Origin of the sequence: Mycobacterium sp. E1214, assembly GCF_001666755.1 — a bacterium.
Taxonomy (GTDB): domain Bacteria; phylum Actinomycetota; class Actinomycetes; order Mycobacteriales; family Mycobacteriaceae; genus Mycobacterium.
The window spans coordinates 76,404-100,964 of the sequence record NZ_LZJC01000090.1 but is presented as its reverse complement, the minus strand read 5'-3'; the positions used below and the strand labels follow the sequence as shown (position 1 = coordinate 100,964).

Annotated in this window: 28 protein-coding genes; 15 read left to right on the top strand and 13 right to left on the bottom strand. The window is 68.9% G+C overall.

Annotated elements, in window-relative coordinates; translation table 11 throughout:
* Positions 1-10: 10 nt before the first annotated feature.
* Positions 11-223 carry a molybdopterin-binding protein gene (locus tag A5700_RS12655; protein ID WP_068068552.1) on the top strand — a complete coding sequence of 71 codons (213 nt, stop codon included), beginning with the start codon at positions 11-13 and terminating at the stop codon, positions 221-223.
* Positions 224-232: 9 nt separating this feature from the next.
* Positions 233-1,276, top strand: coding sequence for a zinc-binding dehydrogenase (locus A5700_RS12650; RefSeq protein ID WP_068204780.1), 1,044 nt, complete (start codon positions 233-235; stop codon positions 1,274-1,276).
* On the opposite strand, the gene A5700_RS12645 is transcribed toward A5700_RS12650, so the two are convergent.
* Both A5700_RS12645 and A5700_RS12640 read right to left on the bottom strand, forming a co-directional pair.
* On the bottom strand, positions 1,266-2,150 hold the full coding sequence (locus tag A5700_RS12645) for an alpha/beta fold hydrolase (protein WP_068073863.1): 885 nt from the start codon (positions 2,148-2,150) through the stop codon (positions 1,266-1,268). The genes A5700_RS12650 and A5700_RS12645 overlap by 11 nt on opposite strands.
* A gap of 4 nt (positions 2,151-2,154) precedes the next feature.
* The gene (locus A5700_RS12640; protein ID WP_082960650.1) at positions 2,155-3,339 is read right to left on the bottom strand and encodes a sulfotransferase; all 1,185 of its coding nucleotides are present in this window, start codon (positions 3,337-3,339) and stop codon (positions 2,155-2,157) included.
* 115 nt (positions 3,340-3,454) lie between these two features.
* Here A5700_RS12640 and A5700_RS12635 point away from each other — a divergent pair, with 115 nt between their 5' ends.
* Positions 3,455-4,030 (top strand): TetR/AcrR family transcriptional regulator, encoded by a 576-nt coding sequence (locus tag A5700_RS12635; protein WP_068073864.1) that lies wholly within the window; start codon positions 3,455-3,457, stop codon positions 4,028-4,030.
* The gene (locus tag A5700_RS12630) at positions 4,027-5,124 is read left to right on the top strand and encodes a DUF1214 domain-containing protein (RefSeq protein WP_068073866.1); all 1,098 of its coding nucleotides are present in this window, start codon (positions 4,027-4,029) and stop codon (positions 5,122-5,124) included. The genes A5700_RS12635 and A5700_RS12630 overlap by 4 nt, the downstream gene beginning before the upstream one ends.
* Here the strand turns inward: A5700_RS12630 and A5700_RS12625 are convergent.
* Genes A5700_RS12625 through A5700_RS12610 form a run of 4 tightly spaced genes read right to left on the bottom strand, consistent with a single transcriptional unit; the run spans position 5,121 to position 8,976 of the window.
* On the bottom strand, positions 5,121-6,170 hold the full coding sequence (locus A5700_RS12625) for an LLM class flavin-dependent oxidoreductase (protein WP_068073867.1): 1,050 nt from the start codon (positions 6,168-6,170) through the stop codon (positions 5,121-5,123). The two genes, A5700_RS12630 and A5700_RS12625, sit on opposite strands and share 4 nt — an antisense overlap.
* Entirely contained in the window at positions 6,170-6,694 is a 525-nt protein-coding gene (locus A5700_RS12620) for an SRPBCC family protein (RefSeq protein ID WP_197502928.1), read from the bottom strand. Before A5700_RS12620 ends, A5700_RS12625 begins: the two co-directional genes overlap by 1 nt.
* A gap of 56 nt (positions 6,695-6,750) precedes the next feature.
* Positions 6,751-7,857: an acyl-CoA desaturase gene (locus tag A5700_RS12615; protein WP_068073868.1), complete on the bottom strand. Its 1,107-nt coding sequence runs from the start codon at positions 7,855-7,857 to the stop codon at positions 6,751-6,753.
* 24 nt (positions 7,858-7,881) lie between these two features.
* A complete protein-coding gene (locus A5700_RS12610) occupies positions 7,882-8,976 on the bottom strand; it encodes a ferredoxin reductase (protein ID WP_068073870.1) in 1,095 nt (364 codons plus the stop codon).
* Positions 8,977-9,046: 70 nt separating this feature from the next.
* Between A5700_RS12610 and A5700_RS12605 the strand changes: the two genes are divergently transcribed.
* Positions 9,047-9,721 (top strand): TetR family transcriptional regulator, encoded by a 675-nt coding sequence (locus tag A5700_RS12605; protein ID WP_068073871.1) that lies wholly within the window; start codon positions 9,047-9,049, stop codon positions 9,719-9,721.
* 40 nt (positions 9,722-9,761) lie between these two features.
* Here A5700_RS12605 and A5700_RS12600 read toward each other — a convergent pair whose 3' ends face one another.
* On the bottom strand, positions 9,762-10,145 hold the full coding sequence (locus tag A5700_RS12600; protein ID WP_068073874.1) for a hypothetical protein: 384 nt from the start codon (positions 10,143-10,145) through the stop codon (positions 9,762-9,764).
* A gap of 36 nt (positions 10,146-10,181) precedes the next feature.
* Positions 10,182-10,787 carry a GNAT family N-acetyltransferase gene (locus A5700_RS12595; RefSeq protein ID WP_068073993.1) on the bottom strand — a complete coding sequence of 202 codons (606 nt, stop codon included), beginning with the start codon at positions 10,785-10,787 and terminating at the stop codon, positions 10,182-10,184.
* A 64-nt stretch (positions 10,788-10,851) separates the two neighbouring features.
* Here A5700_RS12595 and A5700_RS12590 point away from each other — a divergent pair, with 64 nt between their 5' ends.
* Together A5700_RS12590 and A5700_RS12585 are read left to right on the top strand one after the other, a co-directional pair.
* Positions 10,852-11,952 (top strand): F420-dependent hydroxymycolic acid dehydrogenase, encoded by a 1,101-nt coding sequence (locus A5700_RS12590; protein ID WP_068073875.1) that lies wholly within the window; start codon positions 10,852-10,854, stop codon positions 11,950-11,952.
* A 110-nt stretch (positions 11,953-12,062) separates the two neighbouring features.
* Entirely contained in the window at positions 12,063-12,641 is a 579-nt protein-coding gene (locus A5700_RS12585; RefSeq protein WP_068073876.1) for a hemerythrin domain-containing protein, read from the top strand.
* A 78-nt stretch (positions 12,642-12,719) separates the two neighbouring features.
* On the opposite strand, the gene A5700_RS12580 is transcribed toward A5700_RS12585, so the two are convergent.
* Positions 12,720-13,616, bottom strand: coding sequence for a manganese catalase family protein (locus A5700_RS12580; protein WP_068073878.1), 897 nt, complete (start codon positions 13,614-13,616; stop codon positions 12,720-12,722).
* Between the two features lie 162 nt (positions 13,617-13,778).
* On the opposite strand from A5700_RS12580, the gene A5700_RS12575 reads away from it, so the two are divergent.
* Together A5700_RS12575 and A5700_RS12570 are read left to right on the top strand one after the other, a co-directional pair.
* Positions 13,779-14,501, top strand: a complete 723-nt coding sequence (locus A5700_RS12575) for a GAF and ANTAR domain-containing protein (RefSeq protein WP_068073879.1) — start codon at positions 13,779-13,781, stop codon at positions 14,499-14,501.
* A gap of 67 nt (positions 14,502-14,568) precedes the next feature.
* Positions 14,569-15,864: an acyl-CoA dehydrogenase family protein gene (locus A5700_RS12570; protein WP_068073995.1), complete on the top strand. Its 1,296-nt coding sequence runs from the start codon at positions 14,569-14,571 to the stop codon at positions 15,862-15,864.
* Positions 15,865-15,873: 9 nt separating this feature from the next.
* Here the strand turns inward: A5700_RS12570 and A5700_RS12565 are convergent, their stop codons facing one another.
* Positions 15,874-16,329 (bottom strand): MaoC family dehydratase, encoded by a 456-nt coding sequence (locus A5700_RS12565; RefSeq protein WP_068073880.1) that lies wholly within the window; start codon positions 16,327-16,329, stop codon positions 15,874-15,876.
* A gap of 124 nt (positions 16,330-16,453) precedes the next feature.
* On the opposite strand from A5700_RS12565, the gene A5700_RS26595 reads away from it, so the two are divergent.
* The 6 genes from A5700_RS26595 (at position 16,454) to ag85C (ending at position 20,582) form a co-directional block, all read left to right on the top strand.
* A complete protein-coding gene (locus A5700_RS26595) occupies positions 16,454-16,627 on the top strand; it encodes a hypothetical protein (protein ID WP_197502929.1) in 174 nt (57 codons plus the stop codon).
* A 37-nt stretch (positions 16,628-16,664) separates the two neighbouring features.
* Positions 16,665-17,165 carry a metallophosphoesterase gene (locus A5700_RS12560; protein ID WP_068073881.1) on the top strand — a complete coding sequence of 167 codons (501 nt, stop codon included), beginning with the start codon at positions 16,665-16,667 and terminating at the stop codon, positions 17,163-17,165.
* A gap of 47 nt (positions 17,166-17,212) precedes the next feature.
* Positions 17,213-17,668 (top strand): MarR family winged helix-turn-helix transcriptional regulator, encoded by a 456-nt coding sequence (locus tag A5700_RS12555; RefSeq protein WP_068073883.1) that lies wholly within the window; start codon positions 17,213-17,215, stop codon positions 17,666-17,668.
* The gene (locus A5700_RS12550; RefSeq protein ID WP_068073884.1) at positions 17,665-18,480 is read left to right on the top strand and encodes an ATP-binding cassette domain-containing protein; all 816 of its coding nucleotides are present in this window, start codon (positions 17,665-17,667) and stop codon (positions 18,478-18,480) included. Before A5700_RS12555 ends, A5700_RS12550 begins: the two co-directional genes overlap by 4 nt.
* The gene (locus tag A5700_RS12545) at positions 18,470-19,300 is read left to right on the top strand and encodes an ABC transporter permease (protein ID WP_068073886.1); all 831 of its coding nucleotides are present in this window, start codon (positions 18,470-18,472) and stop codon (positions 19,298-19,300) included. Before A5700_RS12550 ends, A5700_RS12545 begins: the two co-directional genes overlap by 11 nt.
* Before the next feature lie 244 nt (positions 19,301-19,544).
* Positions 19,545-20,582, top strand: a complete 1,038-nt coding sequence (ag85C, locus tag A5700_RS12540) for a diacylglycerol acyltransferase/mycolyltransferase Ag85C (protein WP_068073887.1) — start codon at positions 19,545-19,547, stop codon at positions 20,580-20,582.
* Positions 20,583-20,657: 75 nt separating this feature from the next.
* Here the strand turns inward: ag85C and A5700_RS12535 are convergent, their stop codons facing one another.
* The 3 genes from A5700_RS12535 to treS are packed head-to-tail and all read right to left on the bottom strand — an operon-like array spanning position 20,658 to position 24,560.
* Positions 20,658-21,347, bottom strand: coding sequence for a YoaK family protein (locus A5700_RS12535; RefSeq protein ID WP_068073889.1), 690 nt, complete (start codon positions 21,345-21,347; stop codon positions 20,658-20,660).
* A gap of 50 nt (positions 21,348-21,397) precedes the next feature.
* Positions 21,398-22,738 carry a phosphotransferase gene (locus tag A5700_RS12530; RefSeq protein ID WP_068073891.1) on the bottom strand — a complete coding sequence of 447 codons (1,341 nt, stop codon included), beginning with the start codon at positions 22,736-22,738 and terminating at the stop codon, positions 21,398-21,400.
* Positions 22,739-22,787: 49 nt separating this feature from the next.
* Positions 22,788-24,560: a maltose alpha-D-glucosyltransferase gene (gene treS, locus A5700_RS12525; protein WP_068073996.1), complete on the bottom strand. Its 1,773-nt coding sequence runs from the start codon at positions 24,558-24,560 to the stop codon at positions 22,788-22,790.
* Position 24,561: the final 1 nt, after the last annotated feature.

Genomic DNA, 24,561 nt, shown 5'->3' with positions numbered 1-24,561 from the left:
GGACCTTGCGATGCGGCTATCGACGCGAAACCAGCTCAAGGGAATCATCACCGAGGTCGACCTCGGCGCCGTGATGGCCGTCGTGAAGGTGCAGCTCGACGGCGGCGACCAGGTCATCACCTCCTCCATCACCAGGGACGCCGCGACCGACCTCGATTTGCAGGTGGGCCAGTCGGCGACGGTGTTCATCAAGTCGACGGAAGTCACCATCGGCGTCGAGTAACATCGCGACATGGCTTCGACCATGCGCGCCGAGCGCTTCTACGCGGACACTAAAACGGTTGTGCTGGAAGATGTTCCGATTCCGCAGCCGGGCCCGGGCGAAGTTCTGGTCAAGGTCGCGTTCTGCGGCATCTGCCACTCCGACCTCAGCCTGATCAACGGGACGTTTCCGGCCCAGCGTCCGGTCGTGACGCAGGGCCACGAGGCGTCGGGCACGATCGCGCAACTCGGACCCGGGGTGACCGGTTGGACGGAGGGCGACCGCGTCGTCGTCGCGGCGGGCCGGCCGTGTCAGTCCTGCGCCAACTGCCGGCGCGGGGACGCGGTGAACTGCCTGCGCATCCAGTTGATGGCGTTCGCCTACGACGGGGCGTGGGCCGAATACACCGTGGCCCAGGCCGCCGGCCTCACCCGGGTCCCCGACAACGTCCCGTTGGAGCAAGCCGCGATCCTGGCCGACGCCGTGTCCACGCCGTACGGCGCCGTGGTCCGCACCGCGCGGGTGGCCGTCGGGGAATCGGTCGGCGTGTGGGGCGTCGGCGGGGTCGGCACGCACATCGTGCAGCTCGCGCGATTGGTCGGCGCCGTCCCGGTGATCGCGGTCGACATCAACCCCGCGGTGCTCGAGCGCGCCCTCGACATCGGCGCCGACCATGCGTTCGACGCGGCCGACGCGGGGCTGCACGACAAGATCGCCGAGGTCACCGGCGGCCGCAAGCTCGACGTCGCCTTCGACGCCGTGGGGCTCAAGAGCACGTTCGAACAGGCCCTGGGCTGCCTCACCTCCGGCGGCCGCCTGGTGGGCGTGGGGATGAGCGCCGAGTCACCGACCGTCGGGCCCACCGCCATGTTCGGGCTCAGCCGCAAGCAGGTGCTCGGCCACCTCGGTTATCAGAACGTCGACGTCGAGACCCTCGCCAAGCTGGTTTCCCTTGGCCGGCTTGACCTTTCCCGTTCGATCAGCGAGGTCGTCGCGCTGGAGGAGCTGCCGCTGGGCATCGAGAAGTTGGAGCGCCAGGACGGCAACCCGATCCGGATCCTGGTCAGGCCTTGAGAAACGCCCGCAGCCGGTCGAGGACCAGCTCGGGCCGCTGCTCGACGATCCAGTGGCCGACGCCCTCGACCAGCTCGACCTCGAAATCGCTGATGTGGTCGCCGTATCCGCTGATCAACTCCGGCCTCATCACCGGGTCTTCGGTGCCGCTGAGCCAGCGCACCGGGACGTCAACGCGGGCGTCGGCGTACTCCCCACGCATCCAGCGCAGCATCTCCGTGGTCTGGAACGTGCGATACCAGCGGGACCCCGCCTCGGCGTGCCCCGGCTGCTGCATGCACTCGGCGTAGAGGCGGACGGCGTCGTCGGGCAAGGAGAAGCCGGCGCCCACCCACGAGCCCAACATCTTCAAAAACCGCGAGTTGGGATGGCGGATCACCCGGGGGCCGATGCCGGGCAGCGATATCGGGATCTGGTACCAGAACCGCCAGATGTTGCGAACCGTGGCGAGGTCGCGCTTGACGAACGGCGCCGCGGTGTTGAGCCCGAAGAATCCGGAGACCTTCTCCGGGTGGCGCAGCATCATGATGAACGCCACCGGCCCGCCCCAATCGTGCGCAACCAGCCGCACGGTCGAGACGCCCAGGCGGTCCAGGACGCCCGCGAGGTCGTCGGCCATCTCGTCCTTGCGGTAGCTGCTGCGCGGCGCCGAACTCCATCCCGCCCCACGCAGGTCCGGGCACAGCACCCGGTACCCCTCGGCCGCCAGCGGCGTGATCAGATTGCGCCACTCCCACCAGTTTTCGGGGAAGCCGTGCACCAGCATGACCGCGGGCCCGGCGGCGGGACCCGCGTCGGCGACGTGAATCGTGACCCCCTCGCCCAGTTCGACGTAGCGATGTTCGACCCCGTCCAGGGCGGGCATGGTGACCATGTGTTCAGAAGGTAGCGCCTCGGGCGCCGTTGAGGAAGCGGTCGGTGTAGGCGGCGAACCGCGCGCGCAGATCGGCCTCGTCGAGGCCGAACATCTCGCAGGACGTCGCGACGTTGCCCAGCCGGCCGCGGCGGTGCCCCGCGAGGTAGTCGGCGACGGCCGCGCGCGCCTGGTCGGCGAACGGCTCGCCGGACAGCTCGTAAACCCGTTGGGCGACCGCCATTTCGTCGGCCATGAAGTCGTCGAAACGCACGTCGGTCGAGCGGTCGGCACCGAGCACGTCGCGGTCGCGCAGCAGTGCCGCGAGCATCTGGCCGAGCCGGTCGACCCAGGAGGCGGCGATGTCGTGCACCGGCACGGCCGAGCGGTGCATGCGCGCGGAGTAGGTGATCATGGCGATCATCGACAGCGCGACGGGCACGGGATCGCGGTGGGTGAACACGACGACGCTGCCGGGAAACACCCGGTTGAGCACCGGCACCTGCTCCAGGTGCTGCGGGGACTTCAGCAGCCAGCGCCGCCCTCCCCGCAGGAACTGCATGGCCTTGAGCTGGCGGGCCAGGTATCGGTAATGCGGTGTCTGGTCGTGGCTTTGGTAGTAGTCCCGCCAGGCCGGCACGTCGGCCAGGGTTTCGAACAGCATCGTGGAGAAATCGTTGGCCAACAGCTGGATCTCTTCGTGGACGTGGTCGGTCGTCATCTCGTGCATCAGCGCGAAGTGGGGCATCACCACGTCGAGCACGCCGACCGCGACGTCCATGCGCGCGCGGCGCGGGTCGGGCACCACGCCCCGCTCGGCCGGCATGGGAAACGGCTCGACGCTTTCCCAATACGGCATGGTGCGAAAGGTGGGCGCCGCCGCCAGCATGTTGTGCAGATGGGTGGTGCCCGTGCGCGGCAACCCGGCGATCACCACCGGCGGCTCAAGTTCGATTTCGTCGATCTCGGGGTGGCGGGTCAGCAGATCCGTCAGCAGCAGCCGGTTCTTCAGCAATTGCAGCAGTTGGGCGTAGAAGTTGACCGTACCGGCGGGGTGGCGTCCCGGGATGTCCCGCAGCGCCGCGAGATAGACGTCCAGGCGCTCGCGGTAATCCTGCGGCCCGAAATCCCGGAGGCCGGTATCGGCGCTCGCCCGCGCGTGCAACGCGTCGGCATCGAGGGCGCAGTCGGGTTCCAGCGCGGCCATCATGTCGAGGATCTGCTGGGCCTGCGCGCTGTAACGGGGCGCGGCGAGGTCGTCCAGATGCACGGGCGGGTCGACGGTGATGTCGGTCACGCCGACTTATGTTACTCTAGGTTTCGTAATGGTTGTAGATTTTGGCCGGCCCCGCGATCCGCGCATCGACGCCGCGGTGCTGCGGGCCACGGTGGAGCTGCTCGCCGAGACCGGATACCAGGGCCTGCTGGTCTCCGCCATTGCCCAGCGCGCGGGCACCAGCAAGCCGGCCATCTACCGGCGCTGGCCGAGCAAAGCGCACCTGGTGCACGAGGCGGTGTTCCCGATCGACGCCGCCACCTCGGTGCCCGACACCGGGTCGCTGCCCGACGACCTGCGCGAAATGGTCTGTCGCACAGTCACTTTCTTAGCCACCCCGGCGGCCAGGGCGGCGCTGCCCGACCTGGTCGGAGAGATGGCGGCCGACCCCACGCTGCACGCGGCCCTGTTGGACCGGTTCGCCGACATCATCACCGGCGGCCTCGCCGCGCGCCTCCGCCGCGCCGCGGCCGACGGCGTCATCCGGGCGGACGTCACCGCCACCGAACTGGCCGAGACCATCGCCGGAGTCGCGCTGGTCGCCGTGCTCACCCGAGGCGACGTGCTCGACGACTCCTGGGTCGAGCGCACCACAACCCTGCTCCTGAAGGGAATCAGCGCATGACACACCAGTCGACGGCCGCGTGGCGCGACCTGCTGAGCACGCTGGGCGACCTGGACGGGTCGTTTCTCTCCGGTGACCGGGCCGTCACCGACGACCGACACGTCGCCGACGGCTACCGCATGCTCGCCACCTCGCTGGGCGTCGCGCTGGACACGTACCTGTTCACCGAGCCCGGGCGCCCGCAGTTCGTCGCCGTCAACACGCCGTTTCGCCGGGACCGCCGCTGGGGTGGGGACAACACCGACGCCTACTATCACCTGTGCCCCGTCGATCCGCGGCGGCGCTACCGCGTCAGCGGCAATGCCGGTGACAGCGTGTATTTTTCGGTGACCGCCTACAACGAGCCCACCCCCGGGGCGTGGTCGGACCGGGTGGTCGCCATCGTCCGCGACACCGATCTCGACGTCGACGCCGACGGCAACTTCACGTTCGACTTCCCCGCGACGCCCGACGCGGCCGTCCTGATGACCCGCGATTATCAGGCCGACCCGCTGACCGGCCGGCCCGTCACGTGGCGCATCCACGCGCTCGACGAGCCGGACCCCATCCGCCACGGTGACGCCGAGACCGCCGCGCGGCTGCGGGCCGCCGCGACCTGGATGCGCACTCTGTTCGCCATCGTGCCGCTGGCCGTCGGTAGCCGCGCCACCGAGGAGCACGCGCTCGGCCACGAAACCGCCCACACCGCAAACCAATTCGCCGAGCCCTATCAAGTCCCGGACGCAAATTTCGGCTGGTCGGCCCGCGACGCCTGCTATTCCTACGGCAGCTTCGTGCTCGACGACGACGAGGCGCTGGTGATCACGCACCGGCCACCGGCGTGCCGGTTCTGGAACCTCGTGGTGTGGAACCAATTCATGGCCACCTACGGTGCGGCCGACGCGCGCTGCTCCATCAACGGCCACAGCGCCGTGCCCAACGGTGACGGCTCGGTGACGGTGGTGTTGTCCCGCGAGCCCACCGCGCACCCCAATTCGCTGACGACGCTGGGCTATCCGCGCGGCAACCTGGCCTTCCGCTGGTTCCTCGCCGACGAGGTGCCGGCGCGGCCCGACGTCCGCCTGGTCAAGGCCGCCGACGCGCCGACGGCTTAGACCGCGCGTACCAGGTCGATGGCCCGGCCCAGCGTGGTCAATCTGGCGTCCAACGTGTCCCCCGCCGGGTACAGCCGCACGGTGTTCACCCCGGCGTCGCGCCACACCGCCAACCGGGCCCGCACCATCTCCTGGGTGCCGATCAGCGTCGTAGCCAGCACCATCTCGTCGGTTACCACGTCGGCCGCCCCCTCGCGGTCGCCGCGCTGCCAGCGCCGGCGCACCTCGGCGGCGGCCTCGGCCCAGCCCTGCCTGCTGTAGGCCCGGTTGTAGTAGTTCGTGCTCGACGAGCCCATCCCGCCGAGGCTGAACGCCAGCTCCTTCTTGCGGCCGGCGACCATGCGGCGCAGCTCGTCGTCACCGGCGGCGAAGGCTACTTCGGCGCCCTGGCAGATGTCGATGTCGGCGCGGTTGCGACCGGCGGCGTTCAGGCCCGCGTCGAGATGCGCGAAGTAGGCGGCGCCGGCTCCCTCGGGGACGAAGCTGGTGCCCAGCCAGCCGTCGGCGACCCGCCCGGTCAGCCGCAGCATCGCCGGTGACAGGGCCGCGAGGTAGATCGGGATGTGATGCTCCACCCGGGTGGACAGACGCATCGGCACCGCCTCGCCGCCCGGCCGGGGGATGCGAAATTGCTCGCCCTCGTACGCGATCTTGCCGCCCGCGAACGCGTCCCGCACGATGTCGACGGTTTCGGCGATGCGGGCCAGCGGGTGATCGAACGAGGCGCCGTGCAGTCCCTCGATCACCTGCGGGCCGGAGGCCCCCAGCCCGAGCATGAACCTGCCGCGCGACAGATTGGACAACGTGATCGCGGTTTGCGCCACCAGCACCGGGGACCGCGTCCCGGCCTGCAGCACCCCCGAACCCAGCAGCATCCGGTCGGTGCGCGCGGCGACGTAACCCAGCGCGGACACGGCGTCGGCGCCCCACGCCTCGGCGACCCAGCACACGTCGAGGCCGAGCCGCTCCGCCTCGACGGCGAACGTCGCCACGTCGGCGACCTCGGCTGCGCCGCCGGAGAATTCGACCGTGGTAGCCGTGCGCATCAGCGCACTCCGTGCTCGGCCAGCCGTTTGATTGCCGCCAGGGTCTTGTCGATCGCGGCCTCGAATTCGCGCATCCGCACAAAGACGATCTTCTGTTCCTTGTCGGGCATCGAATCGATCGCCACCGACAAGCCCGACCGCCCGGGCCCCATCTGCATCCAGTAGTTCAGGGCGGTGCCCCCGTCACGCGGCGTCAGCCTGAAGCGCCAGGTCGCCGACGGGCGCTCCGGATCGCCCACCACCCAGCCGAATTCGCGCTGCCGCTCGCAGGCAAAGATCTGCGAGGTGGTGCTCCACACCCCGAACGCGTCGTGTTGGTTGTGCCCCACGAACCGCGCGCCCACCCGCGGCCCGTCGGCGCCCTCGGCCCACTGCACCGACTGCAACTCGTTGCTCAGGCTCGGCATCAGGTTGATGTCGGCGACCAAGCTCCACACCCGGGCGGGGTCCGCGTCGATCCACGTCGAGGCTTCCACCGTCGGGGTATCCGCGTAACGGGCGCCGGTCCACTCCACGCCCGCCATTGTGCCCCGCCCGGGACCGCGTCGATCCGCGGCCCACGGGCGGGGCGACACCGGGGTCAGGCGGCGACGAGATCCCGCTCGGCGGGCTTGTCCGGCGCCACCACCCGCAACACCTGATCCGGCACGGTGAGGCGGACGATCTTGCGCACGACGGTGCCGAACTGCCGCAGCAACGGGCCCTTGTTGTAGGGAATCCCGTAGCGCTCGCAGACCTCCTGCACCTGGGGCGCGATCTGGGCGTACCGGCGGGCCGGCATGTCCGGGAACAGGTGGTGTTCGATCTGGTGGGACAGGTTGCCGGAGAGCAGGTGGAACAGCTTGCCGCCGGTGAGGTTGGCCGAGCCGAGCACCTGGCGGAAATACCACATGCCCCGCGACTCGTCCTTGGTCTCCTCGACGGTGAATTCCTGTGTACCGTCCGGGAAGTGGCCGCAGAAGATGATCATGTACGACCACACGTTGCGCATCAGGTTGGCGGTCAGGTTGCCGGTGAAGACGAACGGGGCGAACGGCCCGGCCAGCAGCGGGAAGGCCACGTAGTCCTTGAGCGTCTGCCGACGAGTCTTCTTCCAGATCTCGCGCAGCACCTCACGCTTGTCCTCCAGCCGGATCTCGCCGGCGCGGATCCGCTCGGTTTCGAGTTCGTGCAGCGCGACGCCGTACTGGAACAGCACCATCAGGAGGAACGCGTAGAGGGGGTTGCCGAGAAAATACGGCTCCCAGGGCTGGTCCTCGCTCATCCGCAAGATGCCGTAGCCGATGTCGCGGTCCATCCCGACGATGTTGGTGTGGGTGTGGTGCATGTAGTTGTGCGAGTGTCGCCACTGGTCGGCCGGGCAGGCGGTGTCCCATTCGAAGGTGCGGCCCGAGATCGTGGGGTCGCGCATCCAGTCGTACTGGCCGTGCATGATGTTGTGGCCGATCTCCATGTTGTCGAGGATCTTGGCCACGCCCAGCATCGCGGTGCCCGCCAGCCAGGCGGGCGGCAGGAAGAGCAGCATCCGGCCGCCCACCTCCAGCCCCCGCTGGATCTTGATGACCCGACGGATGTAGTCGGCATCCTCTTCGCCGAGCTCGGCCATGATGCGTTCCCTGATGGCGTCGAGTTCGCGGCCGAAGGCGTCGGCCTGCTCGGGGGTAAGGGCGATCTTGTTCTGCGACATGATGTTTCCCTTTCTAAGCGTTGGTTACAGCGATAGGTCGACGTCGCCGACCGGGACGGATACGCAGATCTGCACGTCCTCGTCGGGGGCGGTGGAGACGGCGCCGCTGATCAGGTTGCGCACCGTGCCCGCGGTCTTGCGGCGCGTGCAGGTGTGGCAGATGCCCATCCGGCAGCCGTTCTCGGGTGTCAGGCCCGCGGCCTCGGCCTGTTCCAGCAGGGGGCGGCCGTCGTCGATCACGTCGATCCCGCTGTCGGAGAAGGTGACTCGCCCGCCCGTCGGGTTGGCCGGCGGCTCGAAGGTCGGCGGCACGAAGCTTTCGGTGTAGACGTTGTCGCATACCGCCCGGGCGGCGTCGACCAGAGGCGTTGGGCCGCAGACGAACACCGCATCGGGCGACGGCAGCGCGGCGGCCAGGTGCGCCGGCCCGAAGCGCCCGGTCAGGTCGCCGTCGGCCGAGCGCGTGTAGCCGTGCAGGACCCGCACGCCGGCGAGCGTGGCCAGCTCGTCGCGGTAGCAGGCCTCCTCGGGCGTCCGCGCGTAGTGCACGAACGCCAGCTCGCCGCGATACCCCTCGGCGAGCAGGGTGCGCAGCATCGCCAGCACGGGCGTGATGCCGCTGCCGCCCGAGACGAACAGGATGCGGCGCGGGCGCTGCGCGGGCAGCACGAAGTCCCCGCCGACACCGGTGAGCCCGACCACCATGCCGCGGTGGGCGTGCTCATACAGGTAGTTCGACACCAGACCGCCGTCGTGGCGGCCGATGGTGAGTTCGAGATCGGCGGCGCCTTGGGCGTTGGCCGGCGAGTAGCAGCGGGAGTGCCGGCGGCCGTCGATGTCGACGGTGAGGTTGACGTACTGGCCGGCCTGGACCGGTCCGCGCGACCGGAAGGCGGCGTTCGGCGCCAGGGTGAGCGTGACGCTGCGCGGTGTGGCGCGGCGCACGGCCACCACCTTGGCGCGCGGCTCGCCGAGCGTCCACGTCGGGGCGACGAGCTCGGTGTAGCGGTCGACACCGTGCGGTCCGGTGAGCAGGTCGAGGAGGTCTGAACCCAACACCCGCTGCCCAATGGTCCGGGCGAGGGAGCGCCGCGGAGTGTGCGTGGTTTGAGTAAACATATGTACACCGTGCGCGGTGATCGCCCAGGCAGTCAAGGGTTTACTGCCTCGTTGTGGTAGGCTTCACATAGTGAACAGCCGTACTCCTAGCTCACGGGCGCGGAGCTCGGGCCGGGAGCGTGTTCGCGAAAGCCAGTCGCGCGAGGAGCGCAAGGAGGCGACGCGCCGGGCCATCATCGCCGCAGCCCTCAAGTTGCTGCAGGACCGCAGCTTTTCCAGCCTGAGCCTGCGTGAGGTCACCCGCGAGGTCGGCATCGTGCCGGCGGCCTTCTACCGCCACTTCGAGTCGATGGAGGCGCTGGGGCTGGTCCTGATCGACGAGTCGTTCCGCAGCCTGCGCGACACCTTGCGGGATGCGCGGGCGGGCAGGCTGGATCCCAACCGGGTGATTGAGTCGTCAGTCGAGATCCTGGTGGCCAGCGTCGCCCAGCGGCGCGAGCACTGGCGGCTGATCGGTCGCGAGCGCAACAGCGGGCTGTCGGTGTTGCGCTACGCCATCCGCACCGAGATTCGGCTGATCACGTCCGAGTTGGCCACCGACCTCGCGCGCTTCCCCGGCCTGCACGAGTGGACCACCGAGGACCTCAACGTGCTGGCGAGCCTGTTCGTCAACGCGATGATCCTGATCGCAGAGGCCATCGAGGACGCGCAGAGCGGCGAGGCGCTCGAGGACATCCGCCGCACGGCCGTCAAGCAGCTGCGGATGATCGCCATCGGGATAGCGGGTTGGCGCTCAACCCCCTGACGCCGCGCCGCGCCCGGGCAGTAAACAGCCGAGCACTGAACTACTCGTCGACGACCTCGTAGAGCGAGTCGCCGTCCTCGGGCGCGCCGTCGATCTGGCCGCGGTGCGCGCGCCCCGGGGGGCCGTCATCGAGCGAATCGTTCGACGCGTCGTCGAGCGCCTCGACCGGCACCTCGGACACGTCCGGCTCCTCCTCCGCGAGCCGGGCGTCCAAGGACTCCCCCTCGCGCTCTTCGCGCGCCGTCACGCCGAACCGATTCGCCTCGCTCCAGCGCTCCGGGGGGTCGACCACGATGTCGCCGTCGTCGTTGTGCAGCTCGTCGGAGTCGGTGCCTTCGCTGGCGTTCAGGGTGTCGCCCGGACCGCCCTCCTCGGGGAAGTCGGCGGGGTCCACCAGATCGTCGGCCTGGGGGTTATCGCTCATGGCCCACGGTTGCCCGCCCGATCAGGGCGTTAAACGCTAGCGCGGTTCTCGCCACATGGCCCACAGCTTCGGGCCGCCGTCGGGTAGCGGGATCTCGCGGGTCACCGCGAACCCGAAACGCTGGTAGTACGGGACGTTTTCGGCCTTGCTCGACTCGAGGTAGGCCGGGCTGTATTCGGCGTCGCAGCGATCCAGCCGCGACCGCATCAGCGCCTGGCCGAAACCCTGGCCGCGCACCGTCGGGTCGCTGCCGATGACGGCCAGGTACCAGTGCGGTTCCTCGGGATGTAGGCGTTTCATCAGGTCCTGCACCGCGCGCCCGCGCATCGACTGCGCGCCGAAGACCCGCAGGAAGGTCGGCGTCATCAGCAGTTGCGCCAGGGTGGACTCCTGCCACTGGTTCGGCGGATCCCACAGCGACGCCGCGCCGATGGCGGGCCCCGCGCAGGCCACCTCGACGCCGCCGCGCGCCAGGTGGTGGTGCCGGGTCATCGTCGCGAACAACCGGCGCAGGTTCGCCGTGCGGGTCCGCGCGTCCGGGAGCAACCACATCATGACGGGGTCGTCGTAAAAGGCCCTGGCCAACGTGCTCGACAACGCACGCACTTCACCCTTGCGCGCCGGGCGCGCCTGTGCAGCCATCTGCACGAGCCTAGTGGCCGCTGCCGCCGGGTGTCGTCGGCGGGGCCGCGGGTATTACTGCCGGATGACCGGCATCTCGCGGCGCACGTTCGGGCGAGTGACCGCGGGCGTGGGGGCCCTCGGCGCCGCCGGGCTCTCGGCCGGCTGCCATTCGGGGGGCGGCCACGGTGGCGCCCCAGCCAGTCCCCCAGCGCCCCCAGCGCACCCGGGCGTCGGCCTGACGCTCTCCCACGAACAGTTCCGCACTGATCAACTCCTGGCCCAGGCAAAAGCCGCCGAACAAGCCGGATTCCAGTACGCCTGGGCCAGCGACCACATCCAGCCGTGGCAGGACAACGAGGGCCACGCGATGTTCCCGTGGCTGACGCTGGCCCTCGTCGGCAACGGCACCAGCCGGCTCTCCTTCGGGACGGGCGTGACGTGTCCGATCTACCGTTATCACCCCGCCACGGTGGCACAGGCTTTCGCGTCCCTGGCCCTGTTGAGCCCGGGCCGGGTCTTCCTCGGGCTCGGCACCGGGGAACGACTCAACGAGCAGGCCACCACCAACACGTTCGGCAATTACCGGGAACGGCACGACCGGCTGGTCGAGGCCATCGACCTGATCCGGCAGCTGTGGAGCGGCCAACGGATCTCGTTCTCCGGGCGCTACTTTCAGACCAATGCGCTCAAGCTTTACGACGTGCCGCCGACACCCCCAGCGATCTTCGTCGCCGCGGGTGGTCCCAAGAGCGCGCGGCTGGCCGGGCAGTACGGCGACGGGTGGATCAGCCAGGCGCGCGATATCGCCGATCCAAAGTTGTTGGCGGCGTTCGCCGCCGGTGCCCAGGCCGCCGGCCGCGACCCCGCCACGCTGGGCAAGCGCGCGGAGATGTTCGCGGTCGTCGGTAACCGCGACGAGGCGGGGCGCGCCGCGGCCCTGTGGCGGTTCACCGCCGGGGCGGTGGATCAGCCGAACCCGGTCGAGATCCAGCGCGCCGCCGAGGCCAACCCCGTCGACAAGGTCTTGAGCAACTGGACCGTCGGGACCGACCCCGCCGTCCATGTCGCCGCGGTGCAACGGGTGCTCGACGCGGGCGCGACACCGTTTCTGCACTTTCCGCAAGGCGATCCGTTGTCGGCCATCGAGTTCTACCGCACCAGCGTGCTGCCCAAGCTGCACTGAGCGGCGGTGGCATGGTTCCGGGCCCGTCCCGGGGCTTGCTTGTTTCGGAGCCGACCGCCCGGGTATCCCGCAGGCCACTTCGAGTTTCAGCCCAACTGGAAGGCACAACTATGGACGCATTGACATTCCTCCGCCACGACCATAAGAGCGTGCTCGGCATGTTCGAGGTGCTCGACGGGGCCCCGACGGGTTCCGGTGCTCAGGCGAGCGGCCTGGAGACCATGGTCAACAACCTGATCATCGCCGAGTCGCAACACGAGGCCATCGAGGAGCAGTTCTTCTGGCCGGCGGTACGCAAGGCGATCGGAGATGGCCTCGCGGACAAGGCCATCGAGCAGGAGCAGGCCGGCAAGAAGCTGCTGCAGCGCCTCGAGGACTCGCACCCGGGCGATGCCGACTACCACGAGGCGTTGCGGGAGTTCATCAAGCTCGGCCGCGAACACATCGCCTACGAGCAGGACGTGGTGTGGCCGCAGGTGGAGACGGCCATCGACCGCGAGGAGCTGGAGAAGATCGGCGCAAAGCTGGAGCAGGCCAAGAAGATCGCGCCGACCCGACCCCACCCGGACACCCCACCCAACCCCGCCGTGCTCAAGACGATGGGAATGGGCGCCGCGGTCGTCGACCATGTGCGTGACGCGCTGACCGGCCGCGCCGAGGACAACCCGCCCGACCCGCAGATCAAGTAGGAAAACCGCGGCAAACCGCGGCAAAGGCCGGGCACCGCAACCGCGCGGTGCCCGGCCTTTTCGCCGCTCAAAGACGGATCAGCTTGTGGCGGTGTGCTGTTCGTGGGTGAACGGCTTCTCGGCCTCGACGGCCGGCGACCCGTTCGGGTTGAGCTCGGCACCCTTGTTCCGCCGCGTGGAGCCGCCCAGCCATTGCTGCTCGGGCTTTTCCACGTACTCCCACTCGATGCCCTCCGGCCACGGACCCTGGCCCTCGTTCCACGGGCCGCGGACCGACTCGCCGCCCCCGTTGGACATGTTGAACGCCACGTTCTGGAAGCGGGGGTCGCCGGGCAGCTGGCCCGGCGGGAAGTTGACCGGCAACTCGTTGAGCGCCGCGGTGAACTGCTGGTAGTGCGCGACCTCGCGCGTCATCAGGAACGTCAGGGTGTCCTGGCAACCCGGGTCGTCGGTGAACTGCTTGAGGTACTCGTAGACGACCTTCGCGCGGGACTCCGCGGCCACGTTGTTGCGCAGATCCACCGTCGGGTCGCCGTTGGCGTCGATGTAGGCGCCGGTCCAGTTGTTGCCCGCGGAATCCTTCACGTCCGGCCCGCCGCCGCTCAGCACGAGGAACAGCGGGTTGACGGCGACCTGATCGATGATCGAGTCGCGGCCGTTCGCGCTGGCAACTGCCGGCATCCAATCGCACCGCTGGTTCGCGATCTTGAGGTCGTCGTTGAGCCCGTCGAGCAACATGGTGATCATCGACCCGACCATCTCGAGGTGGCTCAGCTCCTCGGTGGCGATGTCCATGAACAGGTCGTAGAGCTTCGGGTTTTTCTGGCGCAGCACGAAAGCCTGGGTGAAGTACTGCAACGCCGCGGTGAGTTCCCCATTGGCGCCGCCGAACTGTTCCATCAGCAGAGATGCGAATCGCGGGTCGGGCCGGTCGACCCGTACCTCGAATTGAAGGTCTTTGTTGTGCACGAACACGGGAGCCTCCCAGGGCTGTAGGAAAGGTGGTGCTCGACGGCGGGTACCCGCGGGCTAACCGGACAAACGGTGCCCGTCAGCAAATGCCCGAGCGGTGCGGCGACCGGCGCGAGCGAAGAGCCCAAGTTACGCATGGGGAGGACATCGTGCACAATCCGGTCTATGGAGCCGTCCGATCCGGGTTCGAGGCACGCGCTGGCCAGGCGCATGGCCGAGCTCTCGCGGGAGATCGCCGCGCCCCGCCGACTGGAGCAGATCCTCTCCGACGTCACCGCCACGGCGGTGGAGCTGATTCCGCGGGCCGCGGTGGCGGGCGTGCTGTTGGTGAAGCGGGGCGGGGAATTCGAATCGCTGGCCGACACCGACAGCCTGGTGGCGAAGCTGGACGCGTTGCAGCACGAATTCGGTGAGGGCCCCTGCGCGCAGGCGGCCCTGCACGAGACACTGGTCCGCACCGACGATCTGCGCGAAGAAACCCGCTGGCCCCGGTACGCGCCGGCCGCCGTGGAACATGGCGTGCTGAGCAGCCTGTCGTTGAAGCTGTACACGGCGGAACGGACCGCCGGCGCGCTGAACCTTTTCAGTTTCGAGGCCGGCGTGTGGGACGCCGACGCCGAGACCATCGGGACCGTGCTGGCCGCGCACGCGGCCGCCGCGATCCTGGCGGCGCGCCACGGTGAGCAGCTGCAGTCGGCGGTGACCACCCGCGACCGCATCGGTCAGGCCAAGGGCATCATCATGGAACGCTTCGCCGTCGACGAGGTCCGCGCATTCGAGCTGCTGCGCATGCTGTCGCAGGAGAACCAGACCAAACTGGTCGACATCGCCCAGCGCGTCATCGACACCCGCGGCGGCGCCGGGGAAGGGCCGGCGCTGTCGCTGTAAGCCTTACGATGGTGTGGCCTCATCAGCGAGTCCGGCGCGACGCTGCGCCGGGGAACGGTTGGCCACGGTGTGGGATTTCGAGACGGACCCCGAGTACCAGGCGAAGCTGGACTGGGTCGAACAGTTCATGGCCGACGAGCTGGAACCGCTCGACCTCGTGGCCCTCGATCCCTACGACAAGCACAACGCCGAGGTGATGGCCGTGTTGCGGCCGTTGCAGCAGCAGGTCAAGGATCAGGGGCTGTGGGCCGCGCACCTGCGCCCGGAACTCGGCGGTCAGGGTTTCGGCCAGGTCAAGCTGGCCCTTCTCAACGAGATACTCGGCAGGTCCCGCTGGGCCCCGTCCGTGTTCGGTTGTCAGGCACCCGATTCGGGCAACGCCGAGATCCTCGCGCTGTTCGGCACCGACGAGCAGAAGGCGCGCTACCTGCAGCCGCTGCTGGACGGCGAGATCACGTCCTGCTATTCGATGACCGAACCCCTGGGCGGGTCCGACCCGGGGCAGTTCGTCACCGCGGCCACCCGCGACGGTGACGATTGGGTGATCAACGGCGAGAAGTGGTTCTCCACCAACGCCAAACACGCCTCGTTCTTCATCGTCATGGCCGTCACCAATCCCGAGGCGCGCACCTACGACAAGATGTCGCTGTTCATCGTGCCGGCCGAGACGCCGGGCATCGAGATCGTGCGCAACGTCGGGGTCGGGGCCGAATCCGCCAAGCGGGCCAGCCACGGTTACGTCCGTTACCGCGACGTGCGGGTGCCCGCGGATCACGTCCTGGGCGGCGAGGGAAAGGCCTTCATGATCGCGCAGACCCGGCTCGGCGGCGGCCGCATCCATCACGCGATGCGGACAATCGCGTTGGCGCGCAGCGCTTTCGACATGATGTGCGAGCGGGCGGTGTCCCGCAAGACGCGCCACGGACGCTTGGCCGATTTTCAGATGACCCAGGAGAAGGTCGCGGACAGCTGGATCCAGATCGAGCAGTTCCGGCTGCTGGTCCTGCGCACCGCCTGGCTGATCGACAAGCACCACGACTATCAGAAGGTGCGCCGCGACATCGCCGCCGTCAAGGTCGCCATGCCGCAGGTGCTGCACGACGTCGCGCAGCGGGCCCTGCACCTGCACGGCGCGCTCGGTGTCTCCGACGAGATGCCGTTCGTCAAGATGATGGTGGCCGCCGAGTCGCTGGGCATCGCCGACGGCGCGACCGAACTGCACAAGATGACCGTCGCCCGCCGCACGCTACGCGAATACGAGCCCGTGACAACGCTTTTCCCGTCGGCTCACATTCCGACCCGGCGTGCCGAGGCGCAGGCGCGCCTGGCCGAGCGCCTGGAGCACGCGGTCGCCGAGTTCTGAGCGCGGCGCTCAGGCGACGTAGCGGACGATGCTCTCGGCCACGCAGGCCGGCTTGGCCGAGCCGTCGATCTCGACGGTGGTGGACACGGTCGCCTGCGCGGCGCCGTTGCCCAGGTCGTCGACGCTGACCAGCGTGCTTTCCGCCCGCACCCGCGAGCCGACCGGCACCGGTGCGGGAAAGCGAACCTTGTTGAGCCCGTAGTTGATTGCCAGTTTGATGCCGTTGACGGTGTAGATCTGGTGCTGCAGGCGGGGCAGCAGCGCCAGCGTCATGAACCCATGGGCGATGGTCGTGCCGAACGGGCCGGAGGCGGCGCGTTCGGGGTCGACATGGATCCACTGGTGGTCGCCGGTCGCGTCGGCGAACAGATTGACGTCGTCCTGGGTGACGGTCACCCAGTCGCTGTGCCCGAGGCTCTCGCCGGCGGCGGCCGCGAGGTCGGCTACTGATTCGAACGTGCGCATGGCGGTTTCTCCTTGACTCGGCTGGTAACAATAGCCCGGCCGTCCCGGCCGCCCGTCGGCCGGGTTTCGCGCCACCCGTCGCGGGAACTCTGATGCGAAACGACCGCGGAGGGGTAGCGCATCCATGCCAGAACACAAGGGCCACAAGGCTGAGGAAGACGTCGAGGCCGACACCCATCAGACCCGTTCGCGCGCCGCCGCGGGCGAAGAGGATGGCAGCTACGTGGGCGCCGCCGGCTCCGACGACACCTTCGACGCCGGCGAGAGCGGCGCCGAGGCGCGCAGCGAGCGCGGCTGACCGCGGCCGGCGTAGTGCGGCGCCACCCGACGGGCCCGTGAGACTGCTGCTGATCGCGGACACCCACGTCCCTAAGCGCGCCCGCGACCTGCCGGCGCGGGTATGGGACGAGGTGGACCGCGCCGACGTTGTCGTACACGCCGGCGACTGGGTGACCGAACAGCTCGTCGACGACCTTCAGACCAGGGCCGAGCGCCTGATCGCGTGCTGGGGCAACAACGACGGCCCCGCGCTGCGGGCCCGGCTGCCGGAACGGGCCGACGTGATCCTGGGCGGCGTGCGGCTCACCGTGGTCCACGAGACCGGCGCCGCCGGCGGGCGCGACGCCCGCATGTCGCGGCTCTACCCCAACACCGACGTGCTCGTGTTCGGCCACAGTCACATTCCCTGGGACACCACGACCCAGACCGGCCTACGCCTGCTCAACCCCGGGTCGCCCACCGACCGCCGCCGGCAACCGTTCTGCACCTACATGACCGCGCGCATCAACGCCGGCACGCTGGCCGACGTCGAGCTGCACCTCCTCGACCGCACATAGCGAACGCTTAACCCCTCCATATCGATAGCTCGGCTATAGAGCTAACAATGGGAGAGGTGAAACAACGCACCGATCTGGCCGGCGAGGTGTCCGGCGTCGTCGGTCGGTTCGGCCGGCAGCTGCGCAGGGCCACCGGGCGCGGGTTCGACACCCTGTCCGAGTCGCAGTCCGAGCTGCTGTGGTTGGTCGGGCGGCGGCCGGGCATCTCGGTGAGCGCAGCCGCCGCGGAGCTCGGTCTGGCGCCCAACACCGCGTCGACGCTGGTGACCAAGCTGGTCGCCGGCGGGTTGCTGCTGCGGACCGTGGGCGACGCCGATCGCCGGGTGGGGCAGCTGCGGCTCGCCGGGCCCGCCCAACAGGTGGTTGACGATTCGCGCGCCGCCCGGCGCGCGTTGCTCGGCGACGCGCTCGACCAGCTCGACGGCGACCAAATCGAAGCATTGACAAGGGGATTGGAGGTCCTTCAGACGATGACCGGGATACTACGAGAGCGCCGATCATGAGCGGATCCCTGCCGTTGGCGATCGACGCCAGCCACTTGACCTATCGTTACGCCCAGTTCACCGCCGTCGACGACGTGACGCTGCAGGTGCGGCCGGGCGAGACGATGGGCCTGCTGGGCCCCAACGGGGCCGGCAAGACCACCATGGTGCGCATGCTCACCACGCTCACCCCGGTGCAGCGCGGTGAACTGCGGATCTTCGGCATGGATGCCCGTCGCCAGACGACCGACATCCGAAGCAACATCGGGTATGTGCCGCAACAACTTTCGATTGAGCCGGCGCTGACCGGTCGGCAAAACGTCGAGTGGTTCGCCAGGCTCTACGGCGTGCCCCGCGGACAGCGCGCCGCCCGCGTGGCGCAGGCGCTGGCCGCCATGGACCTGCTCGACGTGTCCGACCGGTTGGCGGGCGCGTACTCCGGCGGCATGGTCCGCCGCCTCGAGGTGGCGCAGGCGCTGGTCAACCGGCCGTCGCTGCTGGTCCTCGATGAGCCCACCGTGGGGCTGGACCCGATCGCCCGCGACGGGGTCTGGTCCCAGGTGCGCGACATGCAGGCCCGATACGGCATGACCGTGCTGCTGACCACCCACTACATGGAGGAGGCCGACGCGTTGTGCGACCGGGTGGCGTTGATGCACCGCGGCGAGTTGCGCGCGGTCGGGACGCCCGACGCCTTGAAGGCGACCGTGGCCCCGCGCGCCACCCTCGAAGACGTGTTCCGCCACTACGCGGCGTCCGATCTGGCCGAGCCGGCGGAGGAGTCGTTCCGCGAAATCCGTTCCAGCAGAAAGGTGGCCCGCCGTGTCGGTTGACAGTGCCCTCGGTAACCATGCCCCGGGTCCGCTGATCCGCGCCCCGCGGGGGCGGCAACGCCTGGGCGCCGTGTCGAGCCGGGTCGGGGCCTTCGCCATCGTGGAATTGCAGAAACTGCGCCACGACAGGACCGAGTTGATCACCCGGATGGTGCAACCGGCGCTGTGGTTGCTGATCTTCGGCAACACCTTCAGCCACCTGCACGTGATCAAGACGGGGTCGGTGTCCTACCTCGCCTTCCTGGCGCCCGGGATCATCGCCCAGTCGGCGTTGTTCATCTCGATCTTCTATGGCATCCAGATCATCTGGGACCGCGACGCCGGCATCCTCGCCAAGCTGATGGTCACTCCCGCCCCGGCGTCGGCGCTGGTCACCGGGAAGGCGTTCGCCGCCGGGGTGCGGTCGGTGGCACAGGTCGTCGGCGTGACCGCCCTGGCCTACCTGATGGGCGTGGGGTTGACGATGAATCCGCTGCGCATCCTGGCGGCGATGGCCGTGGTCATGCTCGGCGCCGCCTTCTTCGCCTGCCTGTCCATGACGCTGGCCGGGTTGGTCCGCAGCCGCGACCGGCTGATGGGTATCGGGCAGGCGATCACCATGCCGCTGTTCTTCGCCTCCAACGCGCTCTACCCCGTCGACGTGATGCCGGGGTGGCTGCACGTGCTCAGCAAGGTCAACCCGCTCAGTTACGAGGTTGACGCCTTGCGGGCGTTGTTGATCGGCACACCGTTCAACCCAGCCGACTTCATCGTGTTGCTCATCGCTGCGATCCTCGGAATCTGCACGGCCGCAACGTTATTGCGCCGCCTGGTCGCTTAGCCGGTCGCCGAGCGCGGCGACCGGACGCGGAACGCCGTCGGCGGTTGTCAACCGCTGCCGGCGTTTTGATGAGGGATCGTTACCCCACCGCGACGATTCGCCCCCGACGCCCAATCGTTGCCCAACCGCGACATCGAGCCGCGGCCCTGACAGGCGAAATGTGCCAGTTGCGCGTGATTCACTGCGCTGCGAACACATTCGACCGCGTCACGCGGCAGATGAAAGTTGGGATGGGTAGACAGCTATGACGTTCATCGAAGAGTTGCGGAAGTTGCGCGCCGCAGCGGCGACCATGCCGCGCCGGCTGGCGATCGCTGCCGTTGGGGCTGCCCTGCTGTCCGGGCTCGTCGCCGCCGGCGGTGGCGCCGGCACCGCCAGCGCCTTCTCGAAGGCCGGCCTGCCCGTGGAATACCTCGAGGTGCCCTCACCGTCGATGGGCCGCAACATCAAGGTCCAGTTCCAGGGCGGCGGGCCGCACGCGGTCTACCTGCTCGACGGCCTGCGGGCGCAGGACGACTACAACGGCTGGGACATCAACACCCCGGCGTTCGAAGAGTTCTACCAGTCGGGCCTGTCGGTCATCATGCCCGTCGGCGGGCAGTCCAGCTTCTACAGCAACTGGTACCAGCCGTCGTCGGGCAACGGCCAGAACTACACCTACAAGTGGGAGACGTTTTTGACCCAGGAGCTGCCTTTGTGGTTGCAGGCCAACAAGCAGGTGTCGCCGGCCGGCAACGCCGCCGTCGGCCTGTCGATGTCGGGCAGCTCCGCGCTGATCCTGGCCGCCTACTACCCGCAGCAGTTCCCCTACGCCGCGGCGCTGTCGGGCTTCCTCAACCCGTCCGAGGGCTGGTGGCCGACGCTGATCGGCCTGGCGATGAACGACTCGGGCGGTTACAACGCCAACAGCATGTGGGGCCCGTCGAGCGACCCGGCGTGGAAGCGCAACGACCCGATGCTGCAGATCCCGCGGCTGGTCGCCAACAACACCCGGATCTGGGTGTACTGCGGCAACGGCACTCCCAGCGACCTCGGCGGTGACAACATGCCGGCGAAGTTCCTGGAAGGCCTCACGCTGCGCACCAACCAGCAGTTCCAGAACGCCTACGCGGCCGCCGGCGGGCGCAACGGCGTGTTCAACTTCCCGGCCAACGGGACCCACTCGTGGCCGTACTGGAACCAGCAGCTGATGGCCATGAAGCCGGACATCCTGCAAACGCTCAACGCGGTAAACGCCGCGCCGGCGCCAGCGGCGCCAGCGGCGCCCGCACCCGCCGCCTGATAACCCCAACAAGCCGAGCATCGGCAGCAGCGCACCCGGTCAGCGCTGCTGCCGATGCTCTTTTGGGCGGCGGGCTCAGCCGGCGTCGTCGAGCAGGGCGCGGCGGTCTGAGTGGAAGTAGGTGATCGCGGTGGTCACCGTGCACACCACCGCGGCGACGACGAGCATGGCGGTCCCGTTGACGACGAGGCTGATCAGACCGCCCAGCGTCGCGCCCAGCACGAAGCTGCTGAACAACAGGAAGTAACCCAGCCAGTCGGCGGCGGTGCCGCCGGCGAGGTGGCGTTCGATGCCCTGCCCCATCTTGACCAGCGTTCCCGTCACGTAGCTCAGCGGCACCGACACCTCGCCGTCCTTGACGAACGACGTGTTCAACGCCCCGACGCCGAATACCACCAGCATGATGGGCGCGAAGTCCAGGAAGTTCTCCTCCCAGCCCTCGTCGATGACGTCGACCACCGTGGCCGCGATCAGGCTGACCGTCGTCAGCACGGTCGGGCCGTGCGGGTGGGCCACCCAGAAATGGCGCCGGCACACCGACGCCACGACCACCCCGGCGACGAAGCACAGCAGCAGCAGCCCCGCGCTGATGGACAGCCACACGTCGTCGCGGAAGTAGCCCAGCACGGCGCGCTGGGCGTTCCCGGTCATGAACGTGACGAAATACCCGGCGGAGTGGGTGAACGCCGTCGCCCCCAGCACACCGGCCAGCGCCGCCAGCAACCACGACAGGCGCGCCTCACTGTTGTATGTCTCACTCGGCACAGGCTCATGCTGTCAGAGACGGCCGGCGCGCGCAGCCGAGCGAACGCCGGTCAAACTGCGATCAACCTCGCGATGGAGCGCAGCGGAATCGGCAGCCACGACGGTCGGTGCCGCGCCTCGTAACCGGCCTCGTAGACGGCCTTGTCGAGCTCGTAGGCGGCCAGCAGGTGGGCGAAGTCGCGGGGGTCCACGCCCGACGCGGCCGCGTAGCCCTCGCAGAACGACGTGCGGTTGCGCTCGACCCATTCCCGGGCGCGGGCCGCCAGCTGCTTGTCACCGGCCTGGTTCACCAGCGGCCCGTAGGCGGCGTACTCGAAGGAGCGCAACACCCCGGCGACGTCGCGCAGCGGCGAGTCGGGCGCCCGCCGCTCCTCGAGCGGTTGGCCCGGCTCCCCCTCGAAGTCGATCACCAGCCAGCTCTCGGGCGTGCGCAGCACCTGCCCCAGGTGCAGGTCGCCGTGCACCCGCTGGACCGTGATCGTCTCGTTGGCGAGCTTGGCGAAGCGCTCTTCGACGGCGGCCGCGTACTCCTGCAGCTCCGGCACCAGGGCCACCGCCGACGACAGCCGCGCCAGCACGTTGTCGACCGGGAAGGGCTGCTGCGACGTGCCGAGGGTCTCGGCGAGGGTGGCGTGCACGGACGCCACGGCCTCGCCCAGGCGGCACGACTCGCCGGCGAAGTCGCCGCCGACCTCGTGGGCGTACAGGTCCGCCTCGGCGAACAGGTCGCGGACGCTGGCGGTCGCCATCGCCCAGCCCTCCGTCGCGTTGGCGGCGAACTCGGTGATCATGCCCAACGGCCACGGCGTGCCGGCCGAATCGGTCAGGTCGTAGGTGCCCAGCAGCTGCGCCACGTGCGGGTTGCCGGCGCGCCCCAACACGCGGTTCAGCTCGACGTCGGGATTGATGCCGGGGCTGACCCGGCGGAACACCTTGAAGATCGCCTCGCGGTCGAAAATCACGCTGGTGTTGGACTGCTCGGCGTCCGAGACGTGCGCCATGGCCTGCAAGGGCAGCCGGGCGCCCGGCTCCTTGGTGAACGTCACCTCGGCGCCCGACGCGGCGCGCGTCGCCGAGGAGTCGATCAGCGACAGCAGGAACGTCGGCGCGCTCTCGTCGTACAGCGCATCGAAGCCGGTCCGGTCGCCCGCTGCACCGATGGTGGCGACGGTGCTGTATTCCGACACCGGCGCGGAATCCCAGCCGACGATCACCTGGTAGCGGTGTTGCGATCCGTCGGCGTAGTCGACGTCGACGAGGACCAGATCGAGGCCCTCGCGCAGCGGCACCACCACGCTGGGCTGAGCGCTGGTCAGCTCGCGGTTGCGTCCGGCGTACCAGCGTTGCTGCGGCAGCCACTCGGACCAGGGCAATTTCTCCGGGGAAGTCATCGACACCCCTCCTCTTTGTCGTTCGGCGTGGCGCGGTCGGGGGGGTTCGTCACGATTCCTCCTCGCACGCGGTCAGCTGGAACCAGTAGAACCCGTGGCCCGGCAGCGTCAGCAGGTAGGGCAGGTGACCGATGCGCGGGAACTCGACCTGCCCGGTCAGCTCGACCGGGGTGCACCCGGCCCACTGCTGCAGATTGAGTTCGATCGGCTGCGGGAACCGCGACAGGTTGTTGACGCACAGCACGGTATCGCCGTCGTCGGGCTCCTGACGGACGAACGCCAACACCGACGGATTCGACCCGCCCAGCTCCTTGAAACTGCCGACGGCGAACGCCTTGTGACGGCGGCGCACGGCGAGCATGGTGCGGGTGAAGTTGAGCAGCGACGTGGACGTGTCACGCTGGGCCTCCACGTTGACCGCCTGGTAGCCGTACACCGAATCCTGGCTGGCGGGCAGGTACAGCCGGCCGGGGTTGGCCTTGGAGAAGCCGGCGTTGCGGTCCGGCGTCCACTGCATCGGGGTGCGCACCCCGTCGCGGTCACCGAGCCAGATCACGTCGCCCATGCCGATCTCGTCGCCGTAGTAGAGCACCGGCGAGCCGGGCAGCGACAGCAGCAGCGCGGTGAACAGCTCGATCTGGTTGCGGTCGTTGTCGAGCAGCGGGGCCAGCCGGCGCCGGATGCCGACGTTGGCCTTCATCCGGGGGTCCTTGGCGTACTCGGCGTACATGTAGTCCCGCTCTTCGTCGGTGACCATCTCGAGTGTGAGCTCGTCGTGGTTACGCAGGAAGATGCCCCACTGCGCCATGTCGGGGATCTCCGGCGTCTGGGCCAGGATCTCCGAGATGGGAATCCGCGATTCGCGGCGCACGGCCATGAAGATGCGCGGCATCAGCGGGAAGTGGAACGCCATGTGGCACTCGTCGCCGCCGGTGCTGGCCTCGCCGAAGTACTCGACCACGTCGGCCGGCCACTGGTTGGCCTCGGCCAGCAGCACCCGGCCCGGGAATTCGTCGTCGATGACCTTGCGGACCCGCTTGAGGAACGCGTGGGTCTCCGGGAGGTTCTCGCAGTTGGTGCCCTCCCGCTCGAATAGATACGGCACCGCGTCCAGCCGGAAGCCGTCGATGCCCAGGCCCAGCCAGAACCGCAAGACGTCGATCATGGCCTCCTGCACGGCCGGGTTGTCGTAGTTGAGGTCCGGCTGGTGCGAGAAGAACCGGTGCCAGTAAAACTGCTTGCGCACCGGGTCGAAGGTCCAGTTCGACTCCTCGGTGTCGATGAAGATGATCCGGGCGTCGGTGTAGCGCTCGCTGGTGTCGCTCCACACGTAGAAGTCGCCGTACGGGCCGTCGGGGTCGTGCCGCGACTCCTGGAACCAGGGGTGCGAGTCGGATGTGTGGTTCATCACGAGGTCGGTGATGACCCGGATGCCCCGCTCGTGCGCGGCGTTCAGCAGCGCGACGAAGTCCTCGACCGTCCCGAATTCGGGTAGCACCTTGTAGAAGTCGCGGATGTCATAACCGCCGTCGCGCAGCGGCGAATCGTAGAACGGGGGCAGCCAGATGCAGTCGATGCCGAGCCACTGCAGGTAGTCCAGGCGCCCCAACAATCCCCGTAGGTCGCCAGAGCCGTCCGCGTTGGCGTCGAAGAACGCCCGGACCAGCACTTCGTAGAACACGGCGTGCTTGAACCACGTCGGATCGGTGGGCAGTGCGGCGGCGTTGTCGAAGTCATCGGAGTCGGGGTGTTCCACGACGCCGTCTTGGACGTGGCTGCCCCCCTCTGGATGGTGTTCGAGCGCTTCTCTTGCGTCGTTCATC

Coding starts and splice junctions, on each gene's coding strand:
- A5700_RS12655 (WP_068068552.1), top strand. CDS start 11: ATGCGGCTATCGACGCGAAACCAGCTCAAGGGAATCATCACCGAGGTC.
- A5700_RS12650 (WP_068204780.1), top strand. CDS start 233: ATGGCTTCGACCATGCGCGCCGAGCGCTTCTACGCGGACACTAAAACG.
- A5700_RS12645 (WP_068073863.1), bottom strand. CDS start 2,150: ATGGTCACCATGCCCGCCCTGGACGGGGTCGAACATCGCTACGTCGAA.
- A5700_RS12640 (WP_082960650.1), bottom strand. CDS start 3,339: ATGATGGCCGCGCTGGAACCCGACTGCGCCCTCGATGCCGACGCGTTG.
- A5700_RS12635 (WP_068073864.1), top strand. CDS start 3,455: ATGGTTGTAGATTTTGGCCGGCCCCGCGATCCGCGCATCGACGCCGCG.
- A5700_RS12630 (WP_068073866.1), top strand. CDS start 4,027: ATGACACACCAGTCGACGGCCGCGTGGCGCGACCTGCTGAGCACGCTG.
- A5700_RS12625 (WP_068073867.1), bottom strand. CDS start 6,170: ATGCGCACGGCTACCACGGTCGAATTCTCCGGCGGCGCAGCCGAGGTC.
- A5700_RS12620 (WP_197502928.1), bottom strand. CDS start 6,694: ATGGCGGGCGTGGAGTGGACCGGCGCCCGTTACGCGGATACCCCGACG.
- A5700_RS12615 (WP_068073868.1), bottom strand. CDS start 7,857: ATGTCGCAGAACAAGATCGCCCTTACCCCCGAGCAGGCCGACGCCTTC.
- A5700_RS12610 (WP_068073870.1), bottom strand. CDS start 8,976: ATGTTTACTCAAACCACGCACACTCCGCGGCGCTCCCTCGCCCGGACC.
- A5700_RS12600 (WP_068073874.1), bottom strand. CDS start 10,145: ATGAGCGATAACCCCCAGGCCGACGATCTGGTGGACCCCGCCGACTTC.
- A5700_RS12595 (WP_068073993.1), bottom strand. CDS start 10,787: ATGGCTGCACAGGCGCGCCCGGCGCGCAAGGGTGAAGTGCGTGCGTTG.
- A5700_RS12590 (WP_068073875.1), top strand. CDS start 10,852: ATGACCGGCATCTCGCGGCGCACGTTCGGGCGAGTGACCGCGGGCGTG.
- A5700_RS12585 (WP_068073876.1), top strand. CDS start 12,063: ATGGACGCATTGACATTCCTCCGCCACGACCATAAGAGCGTGCTCGGC.
- A5700_RS12575 (WP_068073879.1), top strand. CDS start 13,779: ATGGAGCCGTCCGATCCGGGTTCGAGGCACGCGCTGGCCAGGCGCATG.
- A5700_RS12565 (WP_068073880.1), bottom strand. CDS start 16,329: ATGCGCACGTTCGAATCAGTAGCCGACCTCGCGGCCGCCGCCGGCGAG.
- A5700_RS26595 (WP_197502929.1), top strand. CDS start 16,454: ATGCCAGAACACAAGGGCCACAAGGCTGAGGAAGACGTCGAGGCCGAC.
- A5700_RS12555 (WP_068073883.1), top strand. CDS start 17,213: ATGGGAGAGGTGAAACAACGCACCGATCTGGCCGGCGAGGTGTCCGGC.
- A5700_RS12550 (WP_068073884.1), top strand. CDS start 17,665: ATGAGCGGATCCCTGCCGTTGGCGATCGACGCCAGCCACTTGACCTAT.
- ag85C (WP_068073887.1), top strand. CDS start 19,545: ATGACGTTCATCGAAGAGTTGCGGAAGTTGCGCGCCGCAGCGGCGACC.
- A5700_RS12530 (WP_068073891.1), bottom strand. CDS start 22,738: ATGACTTCCCCGGAGAAATTGCCCTGGTCCGAGTGGCTGCCGCAGCAA.
- treS (WP_068073996.1), bottom strand. CDS start 24,560: ATGAACGACGCAAGAGAAGCGCTCGAACACCATCCAGAGGGGGGCAGC.